Consider the following 19,846-nt stretch of genomic DNA (forward strand, 5'->3'; position numbering starts at 1 on the left):
AGGCTTGAAGCGCACTTGCGCCGCACTCGCGCTCATGCGAGCCGCTTGTGCTTCGACGGCAGCGCGCCGGCCCTCCTCGCCGGGCGGGCCGGCGGTCCGCCGACCATCTGCCGGGTGGCCGCAGCGGTCGCCATGGTCGGCTTCGCGAGCAGTGCAGGCGGCGCGTGGACGGTGCAGGATTGAATAGGATATCGGCCGCTTGGGCACGCCGGCCTCGCCCCGGGATCGTCGCCGATCTCGGCCTGTTGCTCGTGATCGCCCTCTTTCTCGGCGTTACGGGGCCTTACGGAACGGCTCGCGAGCCGGTGGCGGCGAGACATCTCTTCTGGCTCTTCACGATCGTGGCGGGCGGTCTGATCGGCCTGGGGATAGCGGCTGCGCTTCGCTCCCGGATAAGGGACCGCTGGGTCCGGGCCCTCGTCGCGGCCGGTGCCATGACTCCGCCGGTCGCATTCCTCGTGCTGGCGGCCATGGTTCTCGTCTTGCGCCATGACCACGGCTTTTCCGGGATGATCTACCTCGACCTGCTCTGGCAGGTCTTCGTCATCGCCCTTGCCATGATGAGCCTGCTGACGTTGCTTCGGCGGCCGCCCCGGCGAATCGTCGAGACCCGAACCGTGATCGCCCCTCCGCTGCCCCACGCCGAGGCCCGTTTTCGCCGGCGCCTGTCGGCGGGGCGCCGCACGGCGGCACTGCTCGCGCTGGAGGCGCATGATCATTATGTGCGGGTCCACACCGACGCCGGAATCGAGCTGATCAGCCTGCGTTTCTCCGATGCCCTCGCCGAGCTCAGCGGCGCCCATGGATTCAGGGTGCACCGGTCCTGGTGGGTATCGGCCGAAGCGATCAAGGCGGCCCGCTGGCGGCGCGCGAGCGGCGAGCTGGAGCTTACCGACGGGTCGATCGTCCCGATCAGCCGTAGCGGGGCTCCGGCCCTGCGATCGGCGGGATGGCTTTGAGGCGCGTCGCGACGCCCGCTGCGAAGGGGATGAGCCTCTTTCCCCTTCGGTGCGGCCATAGCTTGTCCCTATGGCCGCCCGACCGCTTGTGATGTGACGCGCGCCGCAAGTGATCGCTAAGCTGGGCCGTCACGCACGGGGGAATATTGCGATGCTCGACCGCCGCTCGTTCCTGCTCGGCTCGGCCGCGACGATGGCGCTCCTGCCTGCCGCCGCCACGGGCGCGGTGCCGGTATCGCGCACGCATCGCGTGGGCGCCGCCGGCCTGACGGCACCTCTCGAAATCGTCGACGATCCTTACGGAGTCCCCCACATACGGGCCCAGTCGATCCCCGACGCCTTCTTCGGCCAGGGCTATGTGGTCGCGCGCGACCGGCTGTTCCAGATCGACCTCGCGCACCGGCGCGAGCTGGGGCGGCTGGCCGAAGCCTTCGGTGCCGAATTTGCCGCCCATGACGCGGCGGCCCGATTGTTCCATTTTCGCGGCGATCTGGACGCGGAGCTGGCGCGCGTGCCGGCGGAAATCCTTGCCTGCGCCCGCGCTTATGCGGCCGGAATCAACGCGCGCATCGACGAGGTTCTGGGCGATCCCGCCTTGTTGCCGCTGGAATATGCCATCCTCGGCGTCAGGCCGCTGAAGTGGGACGTGCGGGAAATGGTGCTGGCACGCGGAACGTCGTTCGGTGGCGTCGAGGACGAGGTTCGCCGCGCCCGCCTGGCCGGAATGGGGCTGCTCGAGCTGGACGCGGTGATGGCCCCGCTGCGGCCCGAATGGCCGCTCAGCGTGCCCGAAGGCCTGAATGCGGCGGCCGTGTCGGAAGCGGATCTGGGCGTGCTGCGGCTTGGCGGGCTGCCGTTCGGCTCGCTCGTGCCCGAGCCCGAACCCGGCCCCCAACCCTCTCCACTGGCCGGCACGGACGAGCGCTCCAATGCCGGCAGCAATGCCTGGACGGTCGGTCCTTCGCGCACCGCGACGGGCAGGCCGATCCTCGCCAACGATCCGCATCTGGGCATTGGCGGCTTCGGCCCGCGCCACGTCGCCCATTTGAGCGCTCCCGGGCTGGACGTGATCGGCGGCGGCGCCCCGGGCCTTCCGGGGATCATGCAGGGCCACACCGACCGCTTCGCCTTCGGCCGCACCAACTTCCATATCGACCAGGAGGATCTGTTCGTCCTGGAGCTGCACCCCGATGATCCCGAGCGCTATCGCCACGGCGACGGCTGGCGCCGGTTCGAACGGGTCGAGATCTCGGTCCCGGTCAAGGGCGGGGCGCCGCATTCCGCGACGCTGCGCTATGCCGTGCAGGGACCGGTGGTTTCGCATGATCCCGCCAGACGACGCGCCACCGCCCTCGCCGCGGTGGAGCTGCAGCCGGGCGCCAGCGGTGCGTTCGCGATGATCGCGATCAACCTGGCGCGGGACTGGGCGAGCCTGCGCGGCGCCTTCCGATTCCACCCCTCGCCGACCAACTTCCACTATGCCGACGTGGACGGGAACCATGGCTGGCAGGTGATCGGGTTCGTGCCGGTGCGGCGCAAGGGAGAGGGCCTGATGCCGGTGCCCGGCGACGGGCGCTACGACTGGACGGGCTTGCGCGACTTCCGGTCGCTGCCGAGCGAATATAATCCGGCCAAGGGCTGGTTCGCTTCGGCCAATCAGAACAACCTTCCGGAAGGCTGGCCGCGCGATCGCATTCCGGCCTTTTCGTTCCGCGATCCCTATCGGTACGAGCGGGTCGCGTCTGTGCTTTCCGCTCAGCCCAGGCACAGCCTCGCCGACAGCATCGCGCTGCTGCACGATACCCTGTCCACCCCGGCCCGGCAGCTGATCGCGCTCCTGCCCGCCCGGGGCTCGGCCGGGGCGCAGCCGGCGATCGCGATGCTGCGCGGCTGGGACGGACGGCTCGACGCCGACAGCGGACCGGCGGCCTTGTTCCAGATCCTGTGGCGCGAGCTTGGCGAGCGCATGCTCGCGGCGCTCGTGCCCGAGCGGGCCCGCGCCCTGGTCGACGAGATTTCGCCTTCGGTGCTGCTCGGCCTGCTGGCCGATCCCGACCGGCGGCTCGGCCCCGACCCCGCCGCGGCACGCGACGCCTTGTTCGACGCCGCGCTCGCCGCCGCCTGGGGCTCGGCGCGCGAGCAGCTCGGGCCGGATCCCGCCGCCTGGCGCTGGGGGACGCTCCACCAGGTAAGGATCCAGCATCCGTTGTCGCGCATTCCCGCCATCGCCGCGGCCTTCCCGCCGATCGAAGGCGGGGGATCGGGCGGCGATTCCTACACCGTCATGGCGCGCTGGGTGCGCCGCGGCCGGGGATGGAATGTCAGCGGAGGCGCCAGCTACTTCCAGGTGATCGATGTCGGCGCCTGGGACAATTCGCTGATGCTCAACCTGCCGGGCCAGTCGAACGACCCCCGCTCTTCCCATTATCGCGACCATTACGCGTCCTGGATCCAGGGCGAGATGCAGCCGATGCTGTTCAGCCGCGCCGCCGTCGATGCCCGCGCCAGGGGCCGCACCATTCTTCGTCCGTGACGTAAGGTCTAGCGGGCGAGCGCTTCGCACAGCCGGTCGGCCGCCAGCGCGATTCGGGACTCGGCGGTGTCCCGGTTGGAGGGGGCGTTGCGCACGCCGCGCGTTTCCGTGTTGAAGGCGATCAGGCTGCCGGCGCGCTGATCGGGACACAGACTCAAATAGGCGCGAAACCCGTTCTGGTCGCCATTGTGGCCGACGAACCGGACCGGTCCGGCCTCATCGACGAAGAAGGACAGGCCGCTTTGCGTCGTCGGTGCCATCCGGCCCTGGGTGAAGTCGTCGCCGGCGGCGATCTGCGGCCGCCACATCTCCTCGATCGACGCGCGCTTCAAGACGAGGTCGTAGTCCGCCTGTCGCGCGGGATCGCCGATCAGGAAAGCCACATATTTCGCCATGTCGGTGAGCGGCGCGTTGAGGCCGCCGTTCGAAACCGTCACGCCGGTATCGACGTCGAAGGGCGCCGCGACCCGCCGTCCGTCGCGTAGGTAGTAGCTGTGGGATCGATGCCGAAGCAGATGCGGCGGCGTGCGGTCGAAATAGCTGGCGTGCATGCCCAGCGGCCGAAGGATGTTCTTGTCGACATAGACTTCGAAATCCTCGCCGGAGAGCCGCTCGATCACCTGTCCGAGATAGACGATGCCCGGGTTGGAGTAGCTGAAGCGCGAACCCGGGCGGAACAGGACCTGCGTATAAGGCAGCATCGCCTCCAACTGTGCCCAGCTCGGCGGCTCGAACGGCTGCCACTCTTCGTCGCGCCAGGGCCAGGTTCCTCCCCGGAAGCCGGCGCTGTGGCTCATCAATTGCCTCAGCGTGATCGCGCCCGTGTCGCCGAACGGGTTGTGGACCGCGGCGAGCTCGGGCACGTGGCGGACGATCGGATCGTCCAGCGACAGCAGCCCGCGGTCGCGAAGCTGCATGATCGCGATGCCGGTCATCGTCTTGGTGATCGAGGCCCAGTGATAGATCGTCCGCGCGTCGACCGGCACGTGGGCGTCGGCGTCCTGCTCGCCCAGATGATCGGCGGCGACGATCTGCCCGTCCCGGACGAAATAGAAGCTGCTCCCGACGATTCCCGCTCGCTGCATCTCGGCCCGGTGAAGCTGACGGAAATCGCCCATGGCGGCCTCGAAGGCACGCTCGTCGGCGACGGCCGGGCTTCCGGTCAGCGAGGCGGCTATGAGGAACGTGGCGGCCGTCCGGCGGATCATGGCGAAAATTCCCCTTCCTTGATCGGGGAGACGCGACCCCTTCGGACGATCCCGGAATAAGCGATCCCCTGCGCCCGCACCATGGCCGTCGCGGCCTCGCTCAATCGAACAGGGTGACGGGCAGCGCCGCGCCCCGATAGGCGAAGGCGGCCGCGATGTCCGCTTCGGTCACGCGGCCGAGCGAGAGTTCGGGCAAGGCGTCGGGCGCAAAGAAGTCGGCTCCGCTCGTCTCGTGCCCGGCGACGGCGACGGCATCGCTTTCCCGCTCGCACAGGAAGAAGAGCTTGTAGAAATCGCGCGCGTCGGGCTCGTAGGGGCGCTTGGCCTTGTGCCGCACGGCGTAGAGGCCCGCGACGGCCACCTCGATCCCCGCCTCCTCGCGCATCTCCTTGGCGATGTTCTGGGCGGCCGAAAGGCCCACGTCGGCGAAGCCGCCGGGCAATGTCCAGCGGCCGTCGCTGCGCTCGCGCACCAGAAGCACGCGCCCGTCCTCGATGACGGCGCCGCGGACGTCGACCTTCGGTGTCGCATAGCCCTGCGCGAAATCGGAGACGAGGCCTTCGATCCGCGCGATCGGAACGCTGCCGAGCTCGGCCAGCATCGCGTTGGCGATCTGCGCCACCTCGGCATAGCGTTCGCGGTCGAACGGGTCGCGCGCGAAGTGCAGGCCCGTGGACGCGATCGCCTGCAGCCGCTTGGCATGCGCCAACCAAAGGCTCTCCATCGGCAAGCTCCTGCGAAAGGCGTGAGATTGCCCTCAACCGAGGACGGTGGCCAGACCAAAAGCGCTGATCGGGTTCCCGGCACGAGGGGTGCGCCCTCACGGTGACAGGGCTGTTCGTGCAGCCGGCGAACGTCCTCATTTCGCCCGAGCCACGCCTCGATGCGAGGGTCGCCTTCGCACCGGCGCTGGAAAGGCCTGAACACCGGCAGCCGTTACGCGGCGTGCAGCAATGCCAGGCCGGCGAGCAGCCCGAACACACCGGCAATTCCGAGCCGCGAAAGCGGTTCGCGGAGCAGCAGGCTGCCGATCACGACACTTACGCCGCTTGCCAGTCCGCTCATCACGGTTGCGATTGCCACATGCCCGGCCGCCTGTCCCAGTGCCAGCATGAGCGTACCGGCAACCGCCGCAGCGGTCGTGCCGAAGACCAGGGGCAGATGGCGGGCCGGCAGTCGAAGCGGTACCCGGGCCTTCCAGACCACGATCAGTGACGCGAGCGCTCCCGACACATAGTAGGCCCAGGTCGGAACGATGACGCCGAGCGACGGGATCACCAGCTCTCCCTGTACCCAGAAGCCGAGCCCGTACAGCAAGGCGGCTGCCGTGGCGTGCCACAGTCCACCCGAACCGGCTTGAGGTCCTGCGTGGCCGGCTCGCGTAAGGGCCAGTCCGCCGCACAAGGTCAGGAACAGGCCCGCCCACCCGAGCGGCGCGAGATATTCTCCCGCCATGGCGGCGAGCACTGCCGAGACGCCGCCATAGGAGGCGGCGATCGGTGCCACCACGCTCAGCGATCCGGCACGCAGCGCAGTGTAGAGCAGGGCTGTCGCGGCAAGATTGCTCGCGATGGAAAGGATCGTCCAAAGGCAGGTTTCGGTCGGGGCGGCGGGGATGCCGTTTCGGATGACGAGCAGGGAAAAGCCGATGGCCGCCGCGGTGTGGCCATAAAGGATCGTTCGCAGAGGGCCCGCTGCGGATCCCGACTGCTTGGCCAGGAAGTCGGTCACGCCGTAGAATAGCGCGGAGAGCAAGCCGAAGAGGATCGACGCCGTCATTCGGGCGATACGGCTGCCGCCACCGGGCAGTCGTCACAGACCTCGAAGTTGCACAGGCGGCAGATCCGATAGAGGTCGTCGCGACTGCCGGTCAAAGACAGCAGCATCTTCTCCGCCAATCGCGAAAAGACCCGTTGCTCGGCGGGGCTGAGAGCGTCGCTCATCACGCTGGCAAGCGAGGCGCTCCGCTTGCGGAGCCGCTCGTTTGCCAGCCGCTCGCCCTGCGGCGTGAGCCTCAGCCAGATCGCGCGCCGATCGATGCTGTCCCGGCTTCTCATGGCGAGGCCGGCATTTTCCAGGCGATCGGCCAGGCGCACGGTCGCTGAATGGCTCAGGTTCAGCACCCGGCGCAGCGATTCGATGGTCGGGGAGCGGCAATGCGAGAGATGTATGAGCGCGGCGTCGGGCAATGCGGCGTCGCGATCGGCTGCCATGCGATCGCAGAGCGCGAGCGCCAGCGCACCCATGATGTTCGCGGAGCGATTTATATGCGTCATGCATATAAAATTGCCGGATCCGGTGAATGTTCTCGCCGGAGGCTGAAGGCGGCCTGCGAATCTGCCCCGGCGCTACCCTTTCTCTGCAGTCGCTCGGGCGCCCCGATCCTTGCCTTCCTCTCCATCGGGGAACGACGGGCGAGACCCGGGAAGGTCGGCATCCGCCGCGGCCTGCCGAAGGAGCCATTGGCTGACCGCCTCCACGGCAGCGCCGGCCTGGCGCGTCGGTCGGCGCAGCAGATAATAGGTCTGCCCGGGGATCGTGGTGGCGAACGGCCGGACCAGGAGCCCGCGGCGTAGCGGCTCGCTGGCGATGGTGAGGCTGAACAGCGCCACCCCCTGCCCGGCGATGGCGGCCTGAAGGGCGTGGCTTTCCTCGTTGAATCGAAACGCGGCCATGGCCTCGCGATGTTCGTGACCGGCGGCCGCGAGCCACTTCGGCCAGTCTGGCGCGTCCGGCCGCGGCCGGTGCCAGTCGAAATGGATGAGCGGCACCTTTTCGAGGTCGGCCAGCCGGGAAATGTTCAGCGTCGGGCTCGCCACCGGCGTGAAATGATCGTCGAACAGCGCGATCGCGCCATGCTCGGCCGGAGGTCGGCCGGCGAGACGAACGGCCAGGTCGGCCTTGCCCCCTTCGAGGCTGACCACTTCGTCGGTCGCCAGCACCGCGATCGCGATCGAGGGGTGGCGCTCGCTGAAGACCGAGAGTCGCGGCACCAGCCAATGGGCCGCGAATGCGGCGGTCGTGGTGATCACCGCCGTCGGGCTCTCGCCTTGGCGCCTGACGCGATCGACCCCGTCGTGCATGGCATCAAGTCCATCGCGCAGTGCGGGATAGAGCTGCCGGCCGGCCTCCGTCAGGATCACCTGCCGCGTCCGGCGCTCGAACAGGCGCCGACCCAGATTGTCCTCGAGCAGCCGGACCTGATGGCTGATCGCCGTCGGCGTCACGCCGAGCTCCTCGGCCGCCTGCTTGAAGCTGGAATGCCGTGCGGCCGCCTCGAAGGCGCGCAGGCTGCCAAGGGGAGGAAGGCGTCGCATGGGACAGATGATCTCCGCTCATCCGATAGGTGCGCATTTCGCGTTTGTCGAGAGCTCTTGGCCACTCGATACACACGCTCAGTTCCCGGCAGCTTCAAGGATGAGGATATCTCAGGCGATGACGACCATTCTCCATCTCGATTCCAGCGCCCGGCCCGCGTCGTCGGACCAGGCGACCTTCGGATCGCACTCCAGGCGTTTGAGCGCCCGCTTCGTCCGGCGATGGCGGGAGCTCAGGCCTCGCGACACGCTGCTCTACCGCGATGTGGGCCTCAGCCCGCCGAAACCCGTGACGGCGCAGTGGATTCACGCCGCCTTCACCAAGGCCGACCAGCGCACCCCCTGGATGAAGGCTGTGCTTCAGGAAAGCGACATGCTTGTCGACGAGCTGATCTCCGCTGATGTGATCGTCGCCGGCGTGCCGATGTACAACTTCAACGTGCCCGCCCAGTTCAAGGCTTATATCGACAACGTCGTGCGGGTCGGCCGCACCTTCGGTTTCGACCGCTCGCGCACCGGTGACCCCTATTGGCCACTCCTGAGCGAGATGAACAAGATTCTCGTCATCCTGTCATCCCGGGGCGACTTCGGCTACGATCCATCCGGGCGGATCGCGCATTTGAACCATGTCGAGCCGAGCATAAGAACGGCCTTCGGCTATATCGGCATCACCGATGTTTACAGCGTCGCCGCTGAATATGACGAGTTCGGCGAAGAGCGCCTGGCCCGCTCGCTTCTCGAGGCAGAGACTGCGGTCGATCGCTTGGCGTCGCGACTGTCGGAAAGGGTGGATGGCCTGACGTTCAGCCGAGACACGGAATTCGCCTGAGGAAAGCGGAGATTGGTCGGCCATGCCTGAGCACCAGGCGGGGTCCGGGGCTCGCGCGGGGGATCGAGAAACGTCCTCGTGCTTGGACCTGACCGGCCCGCAGGTCGTCGGCGCCCCGCGCAGCCGGATCAATCCGACAGCACCTCCAGGAGGCGGCGCTCGAAAGTGTCCGGCGCTTCGACCTGCGGAGAGTGGCCGAGGTGCGGGAAGGTGATGAGCTCGGCGTTCGGCATCCGCGCGGCTGCCGCGGGCGCCAGACTTGGAATGGGCTGCAGTCGCCTCCGCACGTCGTCGGGCGCCTGGCCTTTGCCGAAGGTCGTGGTGTCGAGCAGACCGATCATCAACGCGACCGGCATGGTCAGCCGCTCGAGATGCTGCGAGACGGGCTGGGTGAGGATCATCTCGCTGGTTCTCGCCTGCGCGACGGCAACGGCGTCGCCGCTGGCATATTGTCCTGCCAGCATCCGCACCCAGCGATCATATCGTGGCTCCCATTCTCCATGATAATAAGTGTCGAGCTGGTACTGGCGGATGGAATCGTAGCTTGTTTGCCGCTCCTGCTCGATCAGCCGGGAGAGCGGCACATAAGGAACGCCTTCCGCCATCCGGTCGGTCAAACCGAGCGGGTTGATGAGAACGAGGCGGTCGACGGCGTCCGGGTACATCAACGCGAAATGCATCGCCAGCATGCCGCCGGTGGAATGGCCGACGATCACGGCTTCATCCATTTCGCGCTGGTCCATCAGGGCGCGCGTGAAGTGCGCCATCATGGCGAAGCTATATTGCGCATCCTCGGGCTTGGAGGATTTGCAGAAGCCGACCTGATCGGGGATCAAGACCCGATAGCCGACGCCGAGCAGCGCCTTGGCCGTGCTTTCCCACGTGGCGCCGCAGAAATTCTTCCCGTGCAGCAGCACGACGGAACGCCCGTTGGGGCTTTCCGGCCGGACGTCCATGAACGCCATGTGCCCATCGCTCCTGCCGATCCGAACCGCCATGGTTTCGACGGGCCACGGATATTCGAAGCGCTCCAGGTCCACGCCGAGGGGTTGCACCGTCTCTGCGACGGAAGGACTCGAATAGGCTGCAAGAAGCGCCGCGGCCGCAACCACGGCGCAGCAGCGGACGAACGGGACCGAGCGGGCTTTTCCGATCATGAATTCTCCAGCACGCGATTATGCGTCACAACCAAAAGCCTGAAAGCCAGGCACCTATCGTCGCTCGATGCCGTAATCTATTCTGATCCTGACCCAGGCGCCCACCAGGTTCTGCCCACCGCGCCGCGGAGGCCGCACCCTGAATTCCCAGGCCGCGGCGAGCACCGCGCGGTTGATTTGCGATCCCTCCGGATATTCGGTGAGCCCCACGCAATCCTCGACCCGATAGTTCGGCGCCGTGCGACAGGCGATCAGCCCCCAACCGGGTCCTCGGGCGGTGGAAAGATAGGCGCGCAGCTCCTCATCGCCCGGCTCGCGATACCAGGCCGCCGCATAAAGCGGCTCGCCATTGGGCGCTGTTCCCACCCGCTCCGTGTCGCGGAAGAAGGAGGAGCGGCCCGTATCAGCTGGCCCGTAAACCGGCTCGGCAGGCGGCGCCGGCCGAACGGCCTTCTCTGGACGGTTGGTCGACAGGGGCGGTTCGCCCGGGACCGGGATGATGACGCGCGGCGTCGGCGCGGCCTGCGGTTCGGCGGGTTGCGGGGGCAGCGGCGCCTCGGTTTCCGGCTGCTGCGGCGCCGGTCGCTCTTCGGGCGGCTGCTCGGGCTCCGGGCTGGCCGGTTCGGGCGCTTCCTCCGACACCTGGTCGGCCTGGAGGTGCACCACGGTGATGCCCCCCTCCTCCTCATCGCCATGCGCCTTTTGCGAGCCGGACCAGAGCAGCAGGAGCAGCATGAGCCCTTCGATCAGCAGGGCTAGGCTGATCGCCAGCGTGCGGCGTCCAGCCCCGGTGCGGAGCCGTTCGACGAAGGAGGTGGCGGGAACGGGGCTCGGCTGAAGCAATGGGTCTTCGCTGGCGGTTGCCGCGGACCAGGTGCCCGAAGCGACTGTGCGAGGGTAGTCGCGCGCCGGACCTTTGACAAGCGGGAGGGGCGGCCGAGCGCGGGTTCCGTCGCATATGCACGAAGGCCGGTTTCGCCGCTTGGCGCCCCCGGACCGCCGTCTCGCTTGCGGCCACGAGCTGAACGGATTCCTCCCTCGTGACGGCGCTGGTCGCCCCCCGGTCAGGGATGAAGTCGGTTATATCCAGCGGCGCCGGAACCAACTCGACAGCTGGTCAAGTGCCAATACGAGAAGGTAAATGGCGATCAGTATCGTACCCACGTGCGCATACTGGTAGAGATCATAGCGCCCCTTCAGTTCCAGGCCGATCCCGCCAGCGCCGACCAGGCCGATGACGGTCGCCATGCGTACGTTACGGTCAAGGATGTACAGCGTGTAGGCGACATATTGCGGCAGGACTTGCGGTAGAATGGCGTAGCGCAGCAGCTTCAATCGGTTGGCACCGATGGCTCTCAATGCTTCTTGTGGGCCGCGATCTGCATTCTCGATATCCTCGGCATAGAATTTTCCCAGGAAGCCGGCAGCGTGTAGCGCGAGCGCCAGCACGCCGGCTGCAGGCCCGAACCCGTAAGCGAGCACGAAGAAGAGCGCGCTGATCAGCTCGGGAACCGCACGAAGCAGGCTGACGACAGCCCTGCTGAGGGTGACCAGCAACCAGTGGGGCGAGAGGTTCCGCGCGCCAAAGAAAGCAAGCGGCGCACCCATCAGCACCGCGAGCAGCGTACCCCAAAGGGCAATCTCGAGCGTCTCGATGAGCTTCGCCGCGACCTGGACTACATAACCGAGGGGTTCGACGAGCACCTCGCGCTGGGTGGTGCGCGCGACCATGCGCATGGTTTCGGGATCGAGCGACTGAACGGTAACGACCTGCGTTTCGACGTGCGCGAACAGGGGGAGCCGATCAGGATCGAAATCTGCGATCCGGGCGGTTTCGGTGACCTCGGCGAGCTGTGGCGGGAACATCTGCCCAAGGATCGCGCCGAAGCCGCGCGCGACCTGCGAATCCTCGACAAGACCGGCTCCGGCCGCCACGCCCTCTCCAGACTGTACGATGGCGCGGCCGATATCCACATCCGCGCCGGTACGAAGCAGGATGGCCATCGCGACGATGGCCACCAGCACGGTGCGCCATCCGAAAGGCGTCGGGAAGCGCCATTTGTCCGGCGTCCCGCGACGAACGATATTTGTCGCGCCGTTCATGCGCCGACAGCCTGGCGAGAGATGCTCGTCTCGAGCCGGGGTGAACCATAGATGTGCCTGATCCGGCCGTCGGCGAGCGCGTCCGGCGGACCGTCGAAGACCAGCCTTCCGTCCCGCAATGCGACGATGCGATCCGCAAAGCGCATCGCCAGATCTATCTGATGGAGGCTGCACAGCACGGCCGCACCCCGCTCCTTCGCTTCACGCTCGAGCAGAGCGAGAATGTCGATGCTCGTCTGTGGGTCGAGGCTGGCAACGGGTTCGTCCGCCAGCACATAGGGAGGATCGAGCATGAACGCCCGGGCGACTCCGACACGCTGCTGCTGCCCGCCCGACAGGGCTGCGGCCCGGCGGGTTAAATGCTCCTCGTCCAGCCCGACTTCGGCGATCAGCGCGCACGCCTTTTCGCGCAGGGCCTTCGGAAACAGGCCCAGGATCGCGCGCGGGGTGGAGACAGCCGGGAGTGCGCCCGCGATCACATTCGTGGCGACACTGGCGCGCGGTACGAGATTGAAGGACTGATGGATCATCCCGACTTGCGGGCGCAACTTCGCGAGAGTTCTTGGCGTGACGCTCACGCCATCCACGGATACGCGGCCCTCGCTTGGGACGGCGAGACCGTTCACGCATTTCAGCAGGGTTGATTTGCCTGCGCCCGATCGCCCCAGGACGACGCAGAATTGGCCGCGCGGCACCTCGAAGCTGATATCGGTGAGAGCGATCGTCCCGTCCGGATAGCGTTTGCCGACCTTCTCGAAGATCAGGCTCACTGATCCGACGCCTTTCTGAGGATCGCCGCCTTGAGGCTGTCGTCCAGCCTCGCCATGACGGCGCCGGCGACGTCGAACTGATCGGGCGTGATGGCGGTGTCGTAGCGATCCACCTGCTTGCCGCCATAGCCCCGGATCATTTCAGGCGTGACGCCTGGAGCGGTGTTCACCCTTGCGAAGGCGTCGCGCAGCTTCGACTTGAGGTCGGCGCTCAGCCGGCTGTTCATGATGAGCGGCGGATACGGGATCGGCGGACTCTTCGCGATCACCCGAATGGTGCTTGGGTCGACTGCGTTCTCGCCCACTGCCTTTTCGAAGCTGTCGAACGAGAGGGCCGCGACATCTGCTTGGCCATGGACGAGGGCGGCAAGGCTGTCGGCGTGGCTGCCGGTCATGCGGATTGTTCCCAGATCGCGCACCGGGTCGAGACCTGCATCGATGATCATCGCCATCGGGTAGATGAAGGATGAGGTCGAGTTGACGTCGCCGAACGACACTTGTTTGCCTCGGAGGTCGGCAATGCTGCGGATCGGTGATGTTGCCTTGGTGAAGAGGCCTGCGAAATAGATTGATTGATTATCCTCGACGCCGACGGCGAGCAGATCGGCGCAACCACGCTCGCGAGCCTGGATGTAGGTAACGGGTCCGACGAAGGCGATGTCTGCACCGTTGTTGCAAAGCGCTTCGACGACCGTGGCGTAGGATTGACCGACCCTGATGTCGAAATCGAGGCCGGTCATGCGCGACACGGCTTCGAAGATCGGTTCGTAGTCGGCCTTCGTTCCGTCCTCGGTACCTCCGTCCGCGGGGATCAGGATGACGCGAAGCGTTTCGCGCGTCGGCTCGTCCGCCGGCGAGCAACCAGGCAGCGCGAAGAGGATCGTCAGCAGCGCCCAAAGGACTCGCATGTTTCGTCTCCACCGAAACGGCCGAAACGCCGCCGTTCAAGGGAGCCATAGAATGGGAATGTGACATACGTGCGAACGAAGTCTCAGTTTGCAAAGGTCATAAACTGAGACTACCACACCCCTTATATGGATTCCGAACCGAACAGTGCAGACCGCGGCATCCGCCGGACCGCCCACGTTGGAAGTCCGCCGGTTGCACCGCCAGAAGGTGAGAACGGATTCTCAGCGGGCGATCACTTCATTCTCGACTTGGACGGAACGCTGGTTCGTGGCGGATTTGCAACGGACGGTGCCGAAGCTTTCCTGCGCGCCGTCGCAGGCCGGTTTGTGCTGGTGTCGAACAACTCGCGCGACACGAGCCGATCGCTGAGTTCCAGGCTGCGTCGCGTGGGCTTCGATATTCCGGCGGAGAGCATCCTTGTCGCGGGCGAAGAGACGATCGGCTTTGTCGCACGCCAATATCCGCGATCGCGTTGCCTTGTCGTCGCCTCGCCCGCACTGCGTCGCTGCGCGAGCAGCCACGGCCTGGTGCCGGTTTCTGAAAACGCGGAAGTTGTCGTCCTGGGCCGCGACACGCATTGGAGCTACGCCAAGCTCGCACTGATCGCCAACGAAGTACGGCGCGGAGCGGCGCTGGTGGCCGCGAATCCGGATCTGACCCATCCGGGCAATGACGGGCTGGTCGTGCCCGAGACGGGGTCGCTGCTCGCCGCCGTCGAGGCTGCGGCCGGCGTCACGGCAACGCATGTCGTCGGCAAACCGGGCGCGCTTCTTTTCGTCGCCGCTCTTCGACGCCTTGGCTCGTCGCGCGACAACACGATCGTCATCGGTGACAATCCGCTGACTGACCGCGCAGGCGCCGAGGCGCTCGGCCTGCGTTCGCTGACCGTCCACCCCGACCGCCAGGGCGGCCATCCCAACCTGTCCGACCTCTGCTACCGGCTCTCGAGTGCCTAATAGCGCTTGAGCGAAAGTATCTCGAAGGACCGTCGCAGAATGTCGCTGGAGTGTTCATAATCCTCCAGCGCGAGGCACGCGATCAGGGCATCTATGACGGCGAGTTGGCCGATCCGGCTTGTCATCGCCTCGGTCCGGAAGTCGGTCTCCCGCGCCACGGTAAACAGCACGACGTCGGCATAGGCCTGGATCGGCGACTTGCCGAAGTTGGTCAAGACGATCGTCTTCGCTCCTGCCTCGCGCGCGAGGCGCGTCGCCGTGACCGTCTCCTGAGTCGAGCCCGAATGCGAGATGGTCAATGTCGCGACATCGGGACCGGTGAGGCTGGCGCCAATCGCCTGCGTATGGCTGTCGATCAGCACTTTGGCCTCGATCCCGATCCGCATGAGCCGGTAACCGGCGTCCTCGGCGATCGGCGCCGCCGAGCCGATGCCATATATCTCTACGCGACGGGCGGCCCGAATCGCATTCGTGGCACGGATAAGGGCGTGCACGTCGAGGCTGGCGCGGGTGTCCTGCAGTGCCTGGATATGGCTCGCAAAGATCTTGCGGACGACCGTGTCGGGGTGATCGCTTGGCTCCAGATCCTCGTGAATGAACTGGACAGGGGCCACCAGATCCTGCGCGAGCGCGATCTTGAGCTGCTGGAAACCGGTGTAGCCGAGGGTCTTTGCGAGGCCGACGACGCTGCCTTCCGAGGACTCCGTTCTCTCCGCGAGCTCCGTCACGGACATGTGAACGACCTCGCCGACATTCTCGAGCACGAAGTGAGCGATTCGCCGACTGGTCGCCGGCAGGCTGGCCGCCATGCTCTGGAGCCTGGCGGCTGCCGGCTGAAAATCCTGCCCTGTGGTCCGCAGCTGCCTCGTCATGACCAGGGGATAACTCGGCTCGCGGCCATCGGGAAGCGAATGTGCGTGGCCAAGTTGAAATTCCTCGTCGCATCGACCAGCGGCCTTCAAGAACTTCGCAAGGAGATATAGCGATGTCTCATACGGCGAATGCAGAAAACTGAGACATCTTCATCCTGCTGTCACAATCACCTCCTATCGCCCCTGGCATCCGACCATCTGGATAGGACGCCGCCTCGGCCCGGCGTCCGCTGAAAAGGGGCAAGGGAAATGACCACCGTCAAGGCGCTGCTAATGACCGGATTGGCCTGCTCGGCTTTCGTTGCTTCGGCTGCGACGGCGCAGGGCCCGACGCCGACGAATACCGAAGGTCCGCAAGACCGCGCAGCCGATACCGGCGATATCGTCGTCACAGGGACTCGCATCATCCAGTCCGGCTACAGCGCGCCTGTGCCACTGACGGTGGTGGGCCAGGAAGCGATCACCACGACCGGCTCGACCAACATCATGGACACCCTGCTAAGGACGCCCTCGATCACCCGGGGGCTGGACTCCACCAATGGGAACAACAATCTCAATGCCGGCGCGGCATTCGTCAATCTGCGCGGGCTCGGCACGAATCGGAGCCTGACGCTCGTCAATGGCCGCCGGCGTGTCTCGGGTTCGGCAACGTCTTCCGCTGTGGATCTGAACACCATTCCCGCCGCCATGATCGAGAGAGTGGAGATTACGACCGGAGGCGGGTCGGCATTATACGGCGCAGACGCGGTGAGCGGGGTCCTCAACGTCATCACCAAGACAGGCGTCGAAGGGCTGGAAGTATCCGCTCGAGGGGGAATCAGCCAAAAGGGAGATGCCGCGAATTTCTCGCTGAACGTCTTCGGCGGCACCAGATTCGGTGACGATCGGGGGTCCATCAATTTTGGCGTCAGCTATAACAAGGAGGACGATCTCGAGATCAACGACAGAACTTACCTGCGACATCCTCTTACCGACCAGGCCAATCCGGCCAACACCGGGCCTAATGACGGAATACCTGACACGATAATATACAGGGACGTCGTGTCTTATACGGCGTCTCCGAACGCGAACTTCTACCTCAATGGCCGACCATGGGATTACGGACCGAATGGTCTTATCGATGCGCGGCGACAGACAACGATAACTGGCGGCTCTCTTGGAAGCGGCGTGTTTGAGCCCCGCTTGGGTGATCTGCGAGATTTCAACTTTGGAGAGCGTAGAGTACGTTTGGAAAGCGAAGCGCTGTCCATGCGCAGCGATATGAAATATGAGCTGACGCCCGGTATAACGTTCTTCGCGGAAGGCGAATACACGCAGACTGAAGTGCCCGGCACCATCGAATATTACCGCTTCGATGATCGCGCGCTCTGGTTCAATGCTACCGGCGGGCCGAGGATCCGGATCGACAATTACTTCCTACCTCCAGAAGTCGCAGCGCTGATGAATGAGGAAGGTGTAACGAATATCGGTATCCGGAAGAGGATGGTGGACGAACTCGGCGTCATAACCGACTACCACAATCGCAAAACCTACTCGATTATCGCGGGCTTCGAAGGAAGGATCGCCGACAACTGGAGCTGGAATGTATCCTATCAGCATGGGCAGGCCGACGACGAGATCGAAACCCCCAATTTGCTGCGCGGGCAGAATTTCAAGAACGCTCTTGACGTAGTTGCCGATCCGGAAACGGGACAGCCTGTTTGCCGCGATCCCGAAGCCCGCGCCGATGGCTGCGTTCCCTACAACATCTGGGATCGTGGCCCGCTCACGCAGGCGCAACGCGATTACTTCGTGGCGACACGCCTGCAGAGAACGCGCAACTCGCAGGAGATCTTCGCCGCGCACGTGAATGGTGATCTTTTCCAATTGCCCGCTGGCGCGGTGGCGCTCGCGGCAGGTGCGGAACGCCGGGAAGAAGGTCTGCACACGCGGGACGACGCGGCCATGCTGAGCGGCGACATCCGCTGGGGCGTTGGAGCCAACGCCAACGCCAGGCCACCACTCGACGAGCAATTCAAGGTAACCGAAGGATATGCCGAAGTCCTGGTCCCGGTCATCCACAACACTAGGTTCATCGATGAGCTGAGCCTCAACGGCGCCGTCCGCGTATCGGACTACAATACCATCGGGTCCACCATCGCCTGGCAGGCGGGGGCCAACTGGACCGTGAGCGATGATCTGAGGCTACGATTCTCCCGGTCGCGAAGCGTTCGCGCACCCAATCTTCAGGAGCTGTTCGGACCAGTCACGGTAACCCTTACCAGCATCGGGAATCCCTGCGGTTCCAACAATATCAACACGACAGCGAACCGACGGGCCAACTGTATCGCCTTGGGCGCGCCAGCAAACGGAGGCCCGGTTACCGTCCCTCAGATTGAGGCTATTTCCGGCGGAAATGCCGATCTTACCGAGGAAACTTCAAATAGCTTGACGATTGGTGCGGTGTTTACACCCACATTCGTTCAGGACTTGCGTCTGTCCGTAGATTATTACGACATCAGCATTACTGGTGTCGTCACGTCTCCCGACCTCAACAGGGGATGCCTCGATGCCACTTCCATGGCGGGGAACTCCTTTTGCGAGCGTCTGGAGTTTGGACCCGACGGCCTGTTGGTGCGCCAGAATACCTCGCTCATCAACGCCAGCGAATTCTCGACTTCCGGCGTCGATTTCTCTGCCGACTATCGTTTGCCGGTTGGGGGAACGGGCCGCGTGGGTATCAACCTCATCGGAACATATGTCATCGAGAAGGAAACGCTCGGCGTACGCGGCGACCCGACGACACTGTCCATCCAGGACGGAGAATATACCGACCCCCGGCTTCGCCTCAATCTGAGGGTGAGTTACGATGAAACGCGTTGGGGCGTCAGCGTCGCCAACCGATTCATCAGCAGATCCCATATCGACCGCCAGGCTCTACCGGAAGCTCGCGAATTCCCCATGGTCGAGGAACGCATCTATACGGATGTAATTGTCCGCTACAATATCAACAGGAATATGTCTGGATATCTCGGCATCAACAACATAGCCGATACCAGGCCCCCACAGACAGCTCAGACCTACAATTACGGGTCATTCTACGACACCGTCGGCCGCTTCTTTCACATGGGAATCAAGGCGAATTTCTAAATAGCGCCGACACTTCCGGCTCAGACAATTTGAGGAAGATTGTGATGAAGACGAGATTGTTCTTGACCGCTTTTGCCTGCACATTGGGTTTGGGAGCCAGCCTGATTTCGGCGGCGCACGCGCAGGGCACGGAGCTCAAATGGTACAAGGGGAATACCCACACCCATACGAGTAATTCGAGCGGTGGTGACAGTGCGCCCGACGCCGTCGCCCGCTGGTACCGCGAACATGGCTATCAGTTCGTCTTCATCACCGATCACGACGAATATCTGACCGATGTCGAACCATTGAACGCGCTGCTCGGCAGGCGCGACTGGTTCCTCGTCCTTCCCGGCCAGGAGATCGGCGAGAGGATCAGGCGCGCGAACGGCGAGCATGTCGGCCTCCATATGAATGCGCTGTTCACGACCGAGACGCTTTATCCCGAGACATCGATCGAGAGCGCCGTCGCTCCGGCCTTGGCGCAGGGGGCACTGGTCCAGTTCAATCATCCCAACTACGTCTGGTCCGTGAAGCCCGCTGATCTCGATACCGTGCCGGATGGCGCGTTGATCGAGGTGTGGAACGGCCTCGACGGGATCAACAATCTAGGCGGTGATGACGGACAGGGTGACGTAAGACCCTCGGCCGAAGGTTATTGGGATTATCTGCTCAGCCGAGGGAAGATAATCTGGGGTGTGGGGGCCGACGATGCCCACGTATTCAAGGGTGAATCCGCGACTCCAGGCAGGGCGTGGATCGTTGTGCGAGCGCCTGAGCTCACGCCTGACGCGATCAAGACGGCGATGACCAAGGGGGAGTTCTATGCGTCCACCGGTCTGGTTCTGGACGATATCGTCTCGGACGCGAACAGCCTGACCGTGAAGATCGCGGAATCCGAGAGCAATCCGCCACGTTATCTCACCCGCTTCGTCGGGCAGGGCGGCGAGATATTGGCCGAAGTCGCTGGCTTGAACCCGAGCTATCGCTTCAGGGGCAACGAAACCTATGTCCGCGCCTCGATCATCGACTCGAACGGGAGGCGTGCCTGGACCCAGCCCGTGTTCCGCGATGGCCGGGCGATCCGGTAGCTGAGATTGCGGAGTCTTGCCGGCGGGTAGGAGG

At 65.0% G+C, this 19,846-nt stretch carries 18 protein-coding genes; 7 read left to right on the forward strand and 11 right to left on the reverse strand.

All coding sequences use genetic code 11. The annotated features are described in order from the left end of the window. Positions 1–15 precede the first annotated feature (15 nt). From EKM57_RS21730 to EKM57_RS01875, 3 genes are all read left to right on the forward strand, one after another. Positions 16–183 (forward strand): hypothetical protein, encoded by a 168-nt coding sequence (locus tag EKM57_RS21730; RefSeq protein WP_165357146.1) that lies wholly within the window; start codon positions 16–18, stop codon positions 181–183. Beyond that, on the forward strand, positions 180–959 hold the full coding sequence (locus EKM57_RS01870; RefSeq protein ID WP_206185260.1) for a LytTR family DNA-binding domain-containing protein: 780 nt from the start codon (positions 180–182) through the stop codon (positions 957–959). Before EKM57_RS21730 ends, EKM57_RS01870 begins: the two co-directional genes overlap by 4 nt. A gap of 151 nt (positions 960–1,110) precedes the next feature. After that, complete coding sequence (locus tag EKM57_RS01875) at positions 1,111–3,492, forward strand: penicillin acylase family protein (RefSeq protein ID WP_129790746.1); 2,382 nt, start codon at positions 1,111–1,113, stop codon at positions 3,490–3,492. Positions 3,493–3,500: 8 nt separating this feature from the next. Here EKM57_RS01875 and EKM57_RS01880 read toward each other — a convergent pair whose 3' ends face one another. The 5 genes from EKM57_RS01880 to EKM57_RS01900 form a co-directional block, all read right to left on the reverse strand. Then, positions 3,501–4,700, reverse strand: coding sequence for a serine hydrolase (locus tag EKM57_RS01880; RefSeq protein ID WP_129790747.1), 1,200 nt, complete (start codon positions 4,698–4,700; stop codon positions 3,501–3,503). A gap of 100 nt (positions 4,701–4,800) precedes the next feature. Next, entirely contained in the window at positions 4,801–5,424 is a 624-nt protein-coding gene (locus EKM57_RS01885; protein WP_129790748.1) for an NUDIX hydrolase, read from the reverse strand. Positions 5,425–5,636: 212 nt separating this feature from the next. Beyond that, the gene (locus tag EKM57_RS01890) at positions 5,637–6,479 is read right to left on the reverse strand and encodes a DMT family transporter (RefSeq protein ID WP_129790749.1); all 843 of its coding nucleotides are present in this window, start codon (positions 6,477–6,479) and stop codon (positions 5,637–5,639) included. After that, positions 6,476–6,976: a MarR family winged helix-turn-helix transcriptional regulator gene (locus EKM57_RS01895; RefSeq protein WP_129790750.1), complete on the reverse strand. Its 501-nt coding sequence runs from the start codon at positions 6,974–6,976 to the stop codon at positions 6,476–6,478. Before EKM57_RS01895 ends, EKM57_RS01890 begins: the two co-directional genes overlap by 4 nt. 72 nt (positions 6,977–7,048) lie before the next feature. Continuing rightward, positions 7,049–8,017: a LysR substrate-binding domain-containing protein gene (locus EKM57_RS01900; protein WP_129790751.1), complete on the reverse strand. Its 969-nt coding sequence runs from the start codon at positions 8,015–8,017 to the stop codon at positions 7,049–7,051. Positions 8,018–8,135: 118 nt separating this feature from the next. Between EKM57_RS01900 and EKM57_RS01905 the strand changes: the two genes are divergently transcribed. Next, on the forward strand, positions 8,136–8,846 hold the full coding sequence (locus EKM57_RS01905) for an FMN-dependent NADH-azoreductase (RefSeq protein ID WP_129791045.1): 711 nt from the start codon (positions 8,136–8,138) through the stop codon (positions 8,844–8,846). A 128-nt stretch (positions 8,847–8,974) separates the two neighbouring features. Here EKM57_RS01905 and EKM57_RS01910 read toward each other — a convergent pair whose 3' ends face one another. From EKM57_RS01910 to EKM57_RS01930, 5 genes are all read right to left on the reverse strand, one after another. Beyond that, positions 8,975–10,003 carry an alpha/beta fold hydrolase gene (locus EKM57_RS01910; RefSeq protein WP_129790752.1) on the reverse strand — a complete coding sequence of 343 codons (1,029 nt, stop codon included), beginning with the start codon at positions 10,001–10,003 and terminating at the stop codon, positions 8,975–8,977. A 54-nt stretch (positions 10,004–10,057) separates the two neighbouring features. Further along, on the reverse strand, positions 10,058–10,846 hold the full coding sequence (locus tag EKM57_RS01915; RefSeq protein ID WP_129790753.1) for a hypothetical protein: 789 nt from the start codon (positions 10,844–10,846) through the stop codon (positions 10,058–10,060). 237 nt (positions 10,847–11,083) lie between these two features. Then, entirely contained in the window at positions 11,084–12,028 is a 945-nt protein-coding gene (gene phnE / locus EKM57_RS01920) for a phosphonate ABC transporter, permease protein PhnE (RefSeq protein WP_243450847.1), read from the reverse strand. Positions 12,029–12,102: 74 nt separating this feature from the next. Next, entirely contained in the window at positions 12,103–12,876 is a 774-nt protein-coding gene (locus EKM57_RS01925) for a phosphonate ABC transporter ATP-binding protein (protein ID WP_206185261.1), read from the reverse strand. After that, the gene (locus EKM57_RS01930) at positions 12,873–13,784 is read right to left on the reverse strand and encodes a phosphate/phosphite/phosphonate ABC transporter substrate-binding protein (RefSeq protein WP_129790755.1); all 912 of its coding nucleotides are present in this window, start codon (positions 13,782–13,784) and stop codon (positions 12,873–12,875) included. The genes EKM57_RS01925 and EKM57_RS01930 overlap by 4 nt, the downstream gene beginning before the upstream one ends. 126 nt (positions 13,785–13,910) lie before the next feature. Here EKM57_RS01930 and EKM57_RS01935 point away from each other — a divergent pair, with 126 nt between their 5' ends. Further along, complete coding sequence (locus EKM57_RS01935) at positions 13,911–14,741, forward strand: HAD-IIA family hydrolase (RefSeq protein ID WP_129790756.1); 831 nt, start codon at positions 13,911–13,913, stop codon at positions 14,739–14,741. On the opposite strand, the gene EKM57_RS01940 is transcribed toward EKM57_RS01935, so the two are convergent. Further along, complete coding sequence (locus EKM57_RS01940) at positions 14,738–15,613, reverse strand: MurR/RpiR family transcriptional regulator (RefSeq protein WP_129790757.1); 876 nt, start codon at positions 15,611–15,613, stop codon at positions 14,738–14,740. The genes EKM57_RS01935 and EKM57_RS01940 overlap by 4 nt on opposite strands. A 249-nt stretch (positions 15,614–15,862) precedes the next feature. Here EKM57_RS01940 and EKM57_RS01945 point away from each other — a divergent pair, with 249 nt between their 5' ends. Continuing rightward, complete coding sequence (locus EKM57_RS01945; protein ID WP_129790758.1) at positions 15,863–18,742, forward strand: TonB-dependent siderophore receptor; 2,880 nt, start codon at positions 15,863–15,865, stop codon at positions 18,740–18,742. 44 nt (positions 18,743–18,786) lie between these two features. Continuing rightward, positions 18,787–19,812, forward strand: a complete 1,026-nt coding sequence (locus EKM57_RS01950) for a CehA/McbA family metallohydrolase (protein WP_129790759.1) — start codon at positions 18,787–18,789, stop codon at positions 19,810–19,812. The last annotated feature ends 34 nt before the right edge of the window (positions 19,813–19,846 follow it).

Origin of the sequence: Sphingosinicella sp. CPCC 101087 (assembly GCF_004151485.1) — a bacterium.
Taxonomy (GTDB): Bacteria; Pseudomonadota; Alphaproteobacteria; order Sphingomonadales; family Sphingomonadaceae; genus Allosphingosinicella.

Bases quoted from the DNA above. Each gene is read 5' to 3' on its own strand.
- EKM57_RS01935 (WP_129790756.1), top strand. From the start codon at position 13,911: ATGGATTCCGAACCGAACAGTGCAGACCGCGGCATCCGCCGGACCGCC.
- EKM57_RS01945 (WP_129790758.1), top strand. From the start codon at position 15,863: ATGACCACCGTCAAGGCGCTGCTAATGACCGGATTGGCCTGCTCGGCT.
- EKM57_RS01895 (WP_129790750.1), bottom strand. From the start codon at position 6,976: ATGACGCATATAAATCGCTCCGCGAACATCATGGGTGCGCTGGCGCTC.
- EKM57_RS01930 (WP_129790755.1), bottom strand. From the start codon at position 13,784: ATGCGAGTCCTTTGGGCGCTGCTGACGATCCTCTTCGCGCTGCCTGGT.
- EKM57_RS01905 (WP_129791045.1), top strand. From the start codon at position 8,136: ATGACGACCATTCTCCATCTCGATTCCAGCGCCCGGCCCGCGTCGTCG.
- EKM57_RS01890 (WP_129790749.1), bottom strand. From the start codon at position 6,479: ATGACGGCGTCGATCCTCTTCGGCTTGCTCTCCGCGCTATTCTACGGC.
- EKM57_RS01910 (WP_129790752.1), bottom strand. From the start codon at position 10,003: ATGATCGGAAAAGCCCGCTCGGTCCCGTTCGTCCGCTGCTGCGCCGTG.
- EKM57_RS01875 (WP_129790746.1), top strand. From the start codon at position 1,111: ATGCTCGACCGCCGCTCGTTCCTGCTCGGCTCGGCCGCGACGATGGCG.
- EKM57_RS01900 (WP_129790751.1), bottom strand. From the start codon at position 8,017: ATGCGACGCCTTCCTCCCCTTGGCAGCCTGCGCGCCTTCGAGGCGGCC.
- EKM57_RS01880 (WP_129790747.1), bottom strand. From the start codon at position 4,700: ATGATCCGCCGGACGGCCGCCACGTTCCTCATAGCCGCCTCGCTGACC.
- EKM57_RS01940 (WP_129790757.1), bottom strand. From the start codon at position 15,613: ATGACGAGGCAGCTGCGGACCACAGGGCAGGATTTTCAGCCGGCAGCC.
- EKM57_RS01950 (WP_129790759.1), top strand. From the start codon at position 18,787: ATGAAGACGAGATTGTTCTTGACCGCTTTTGCCTGCACATTGGGTTTG.
- EKM57_RS01885 (WP_129790748.1), bottom strand. From the start codon at position 5,424: ATGGAGAGCCTTTGGTTGGCGCATGCCAAGCGGCTGCAGGCGATCGCG.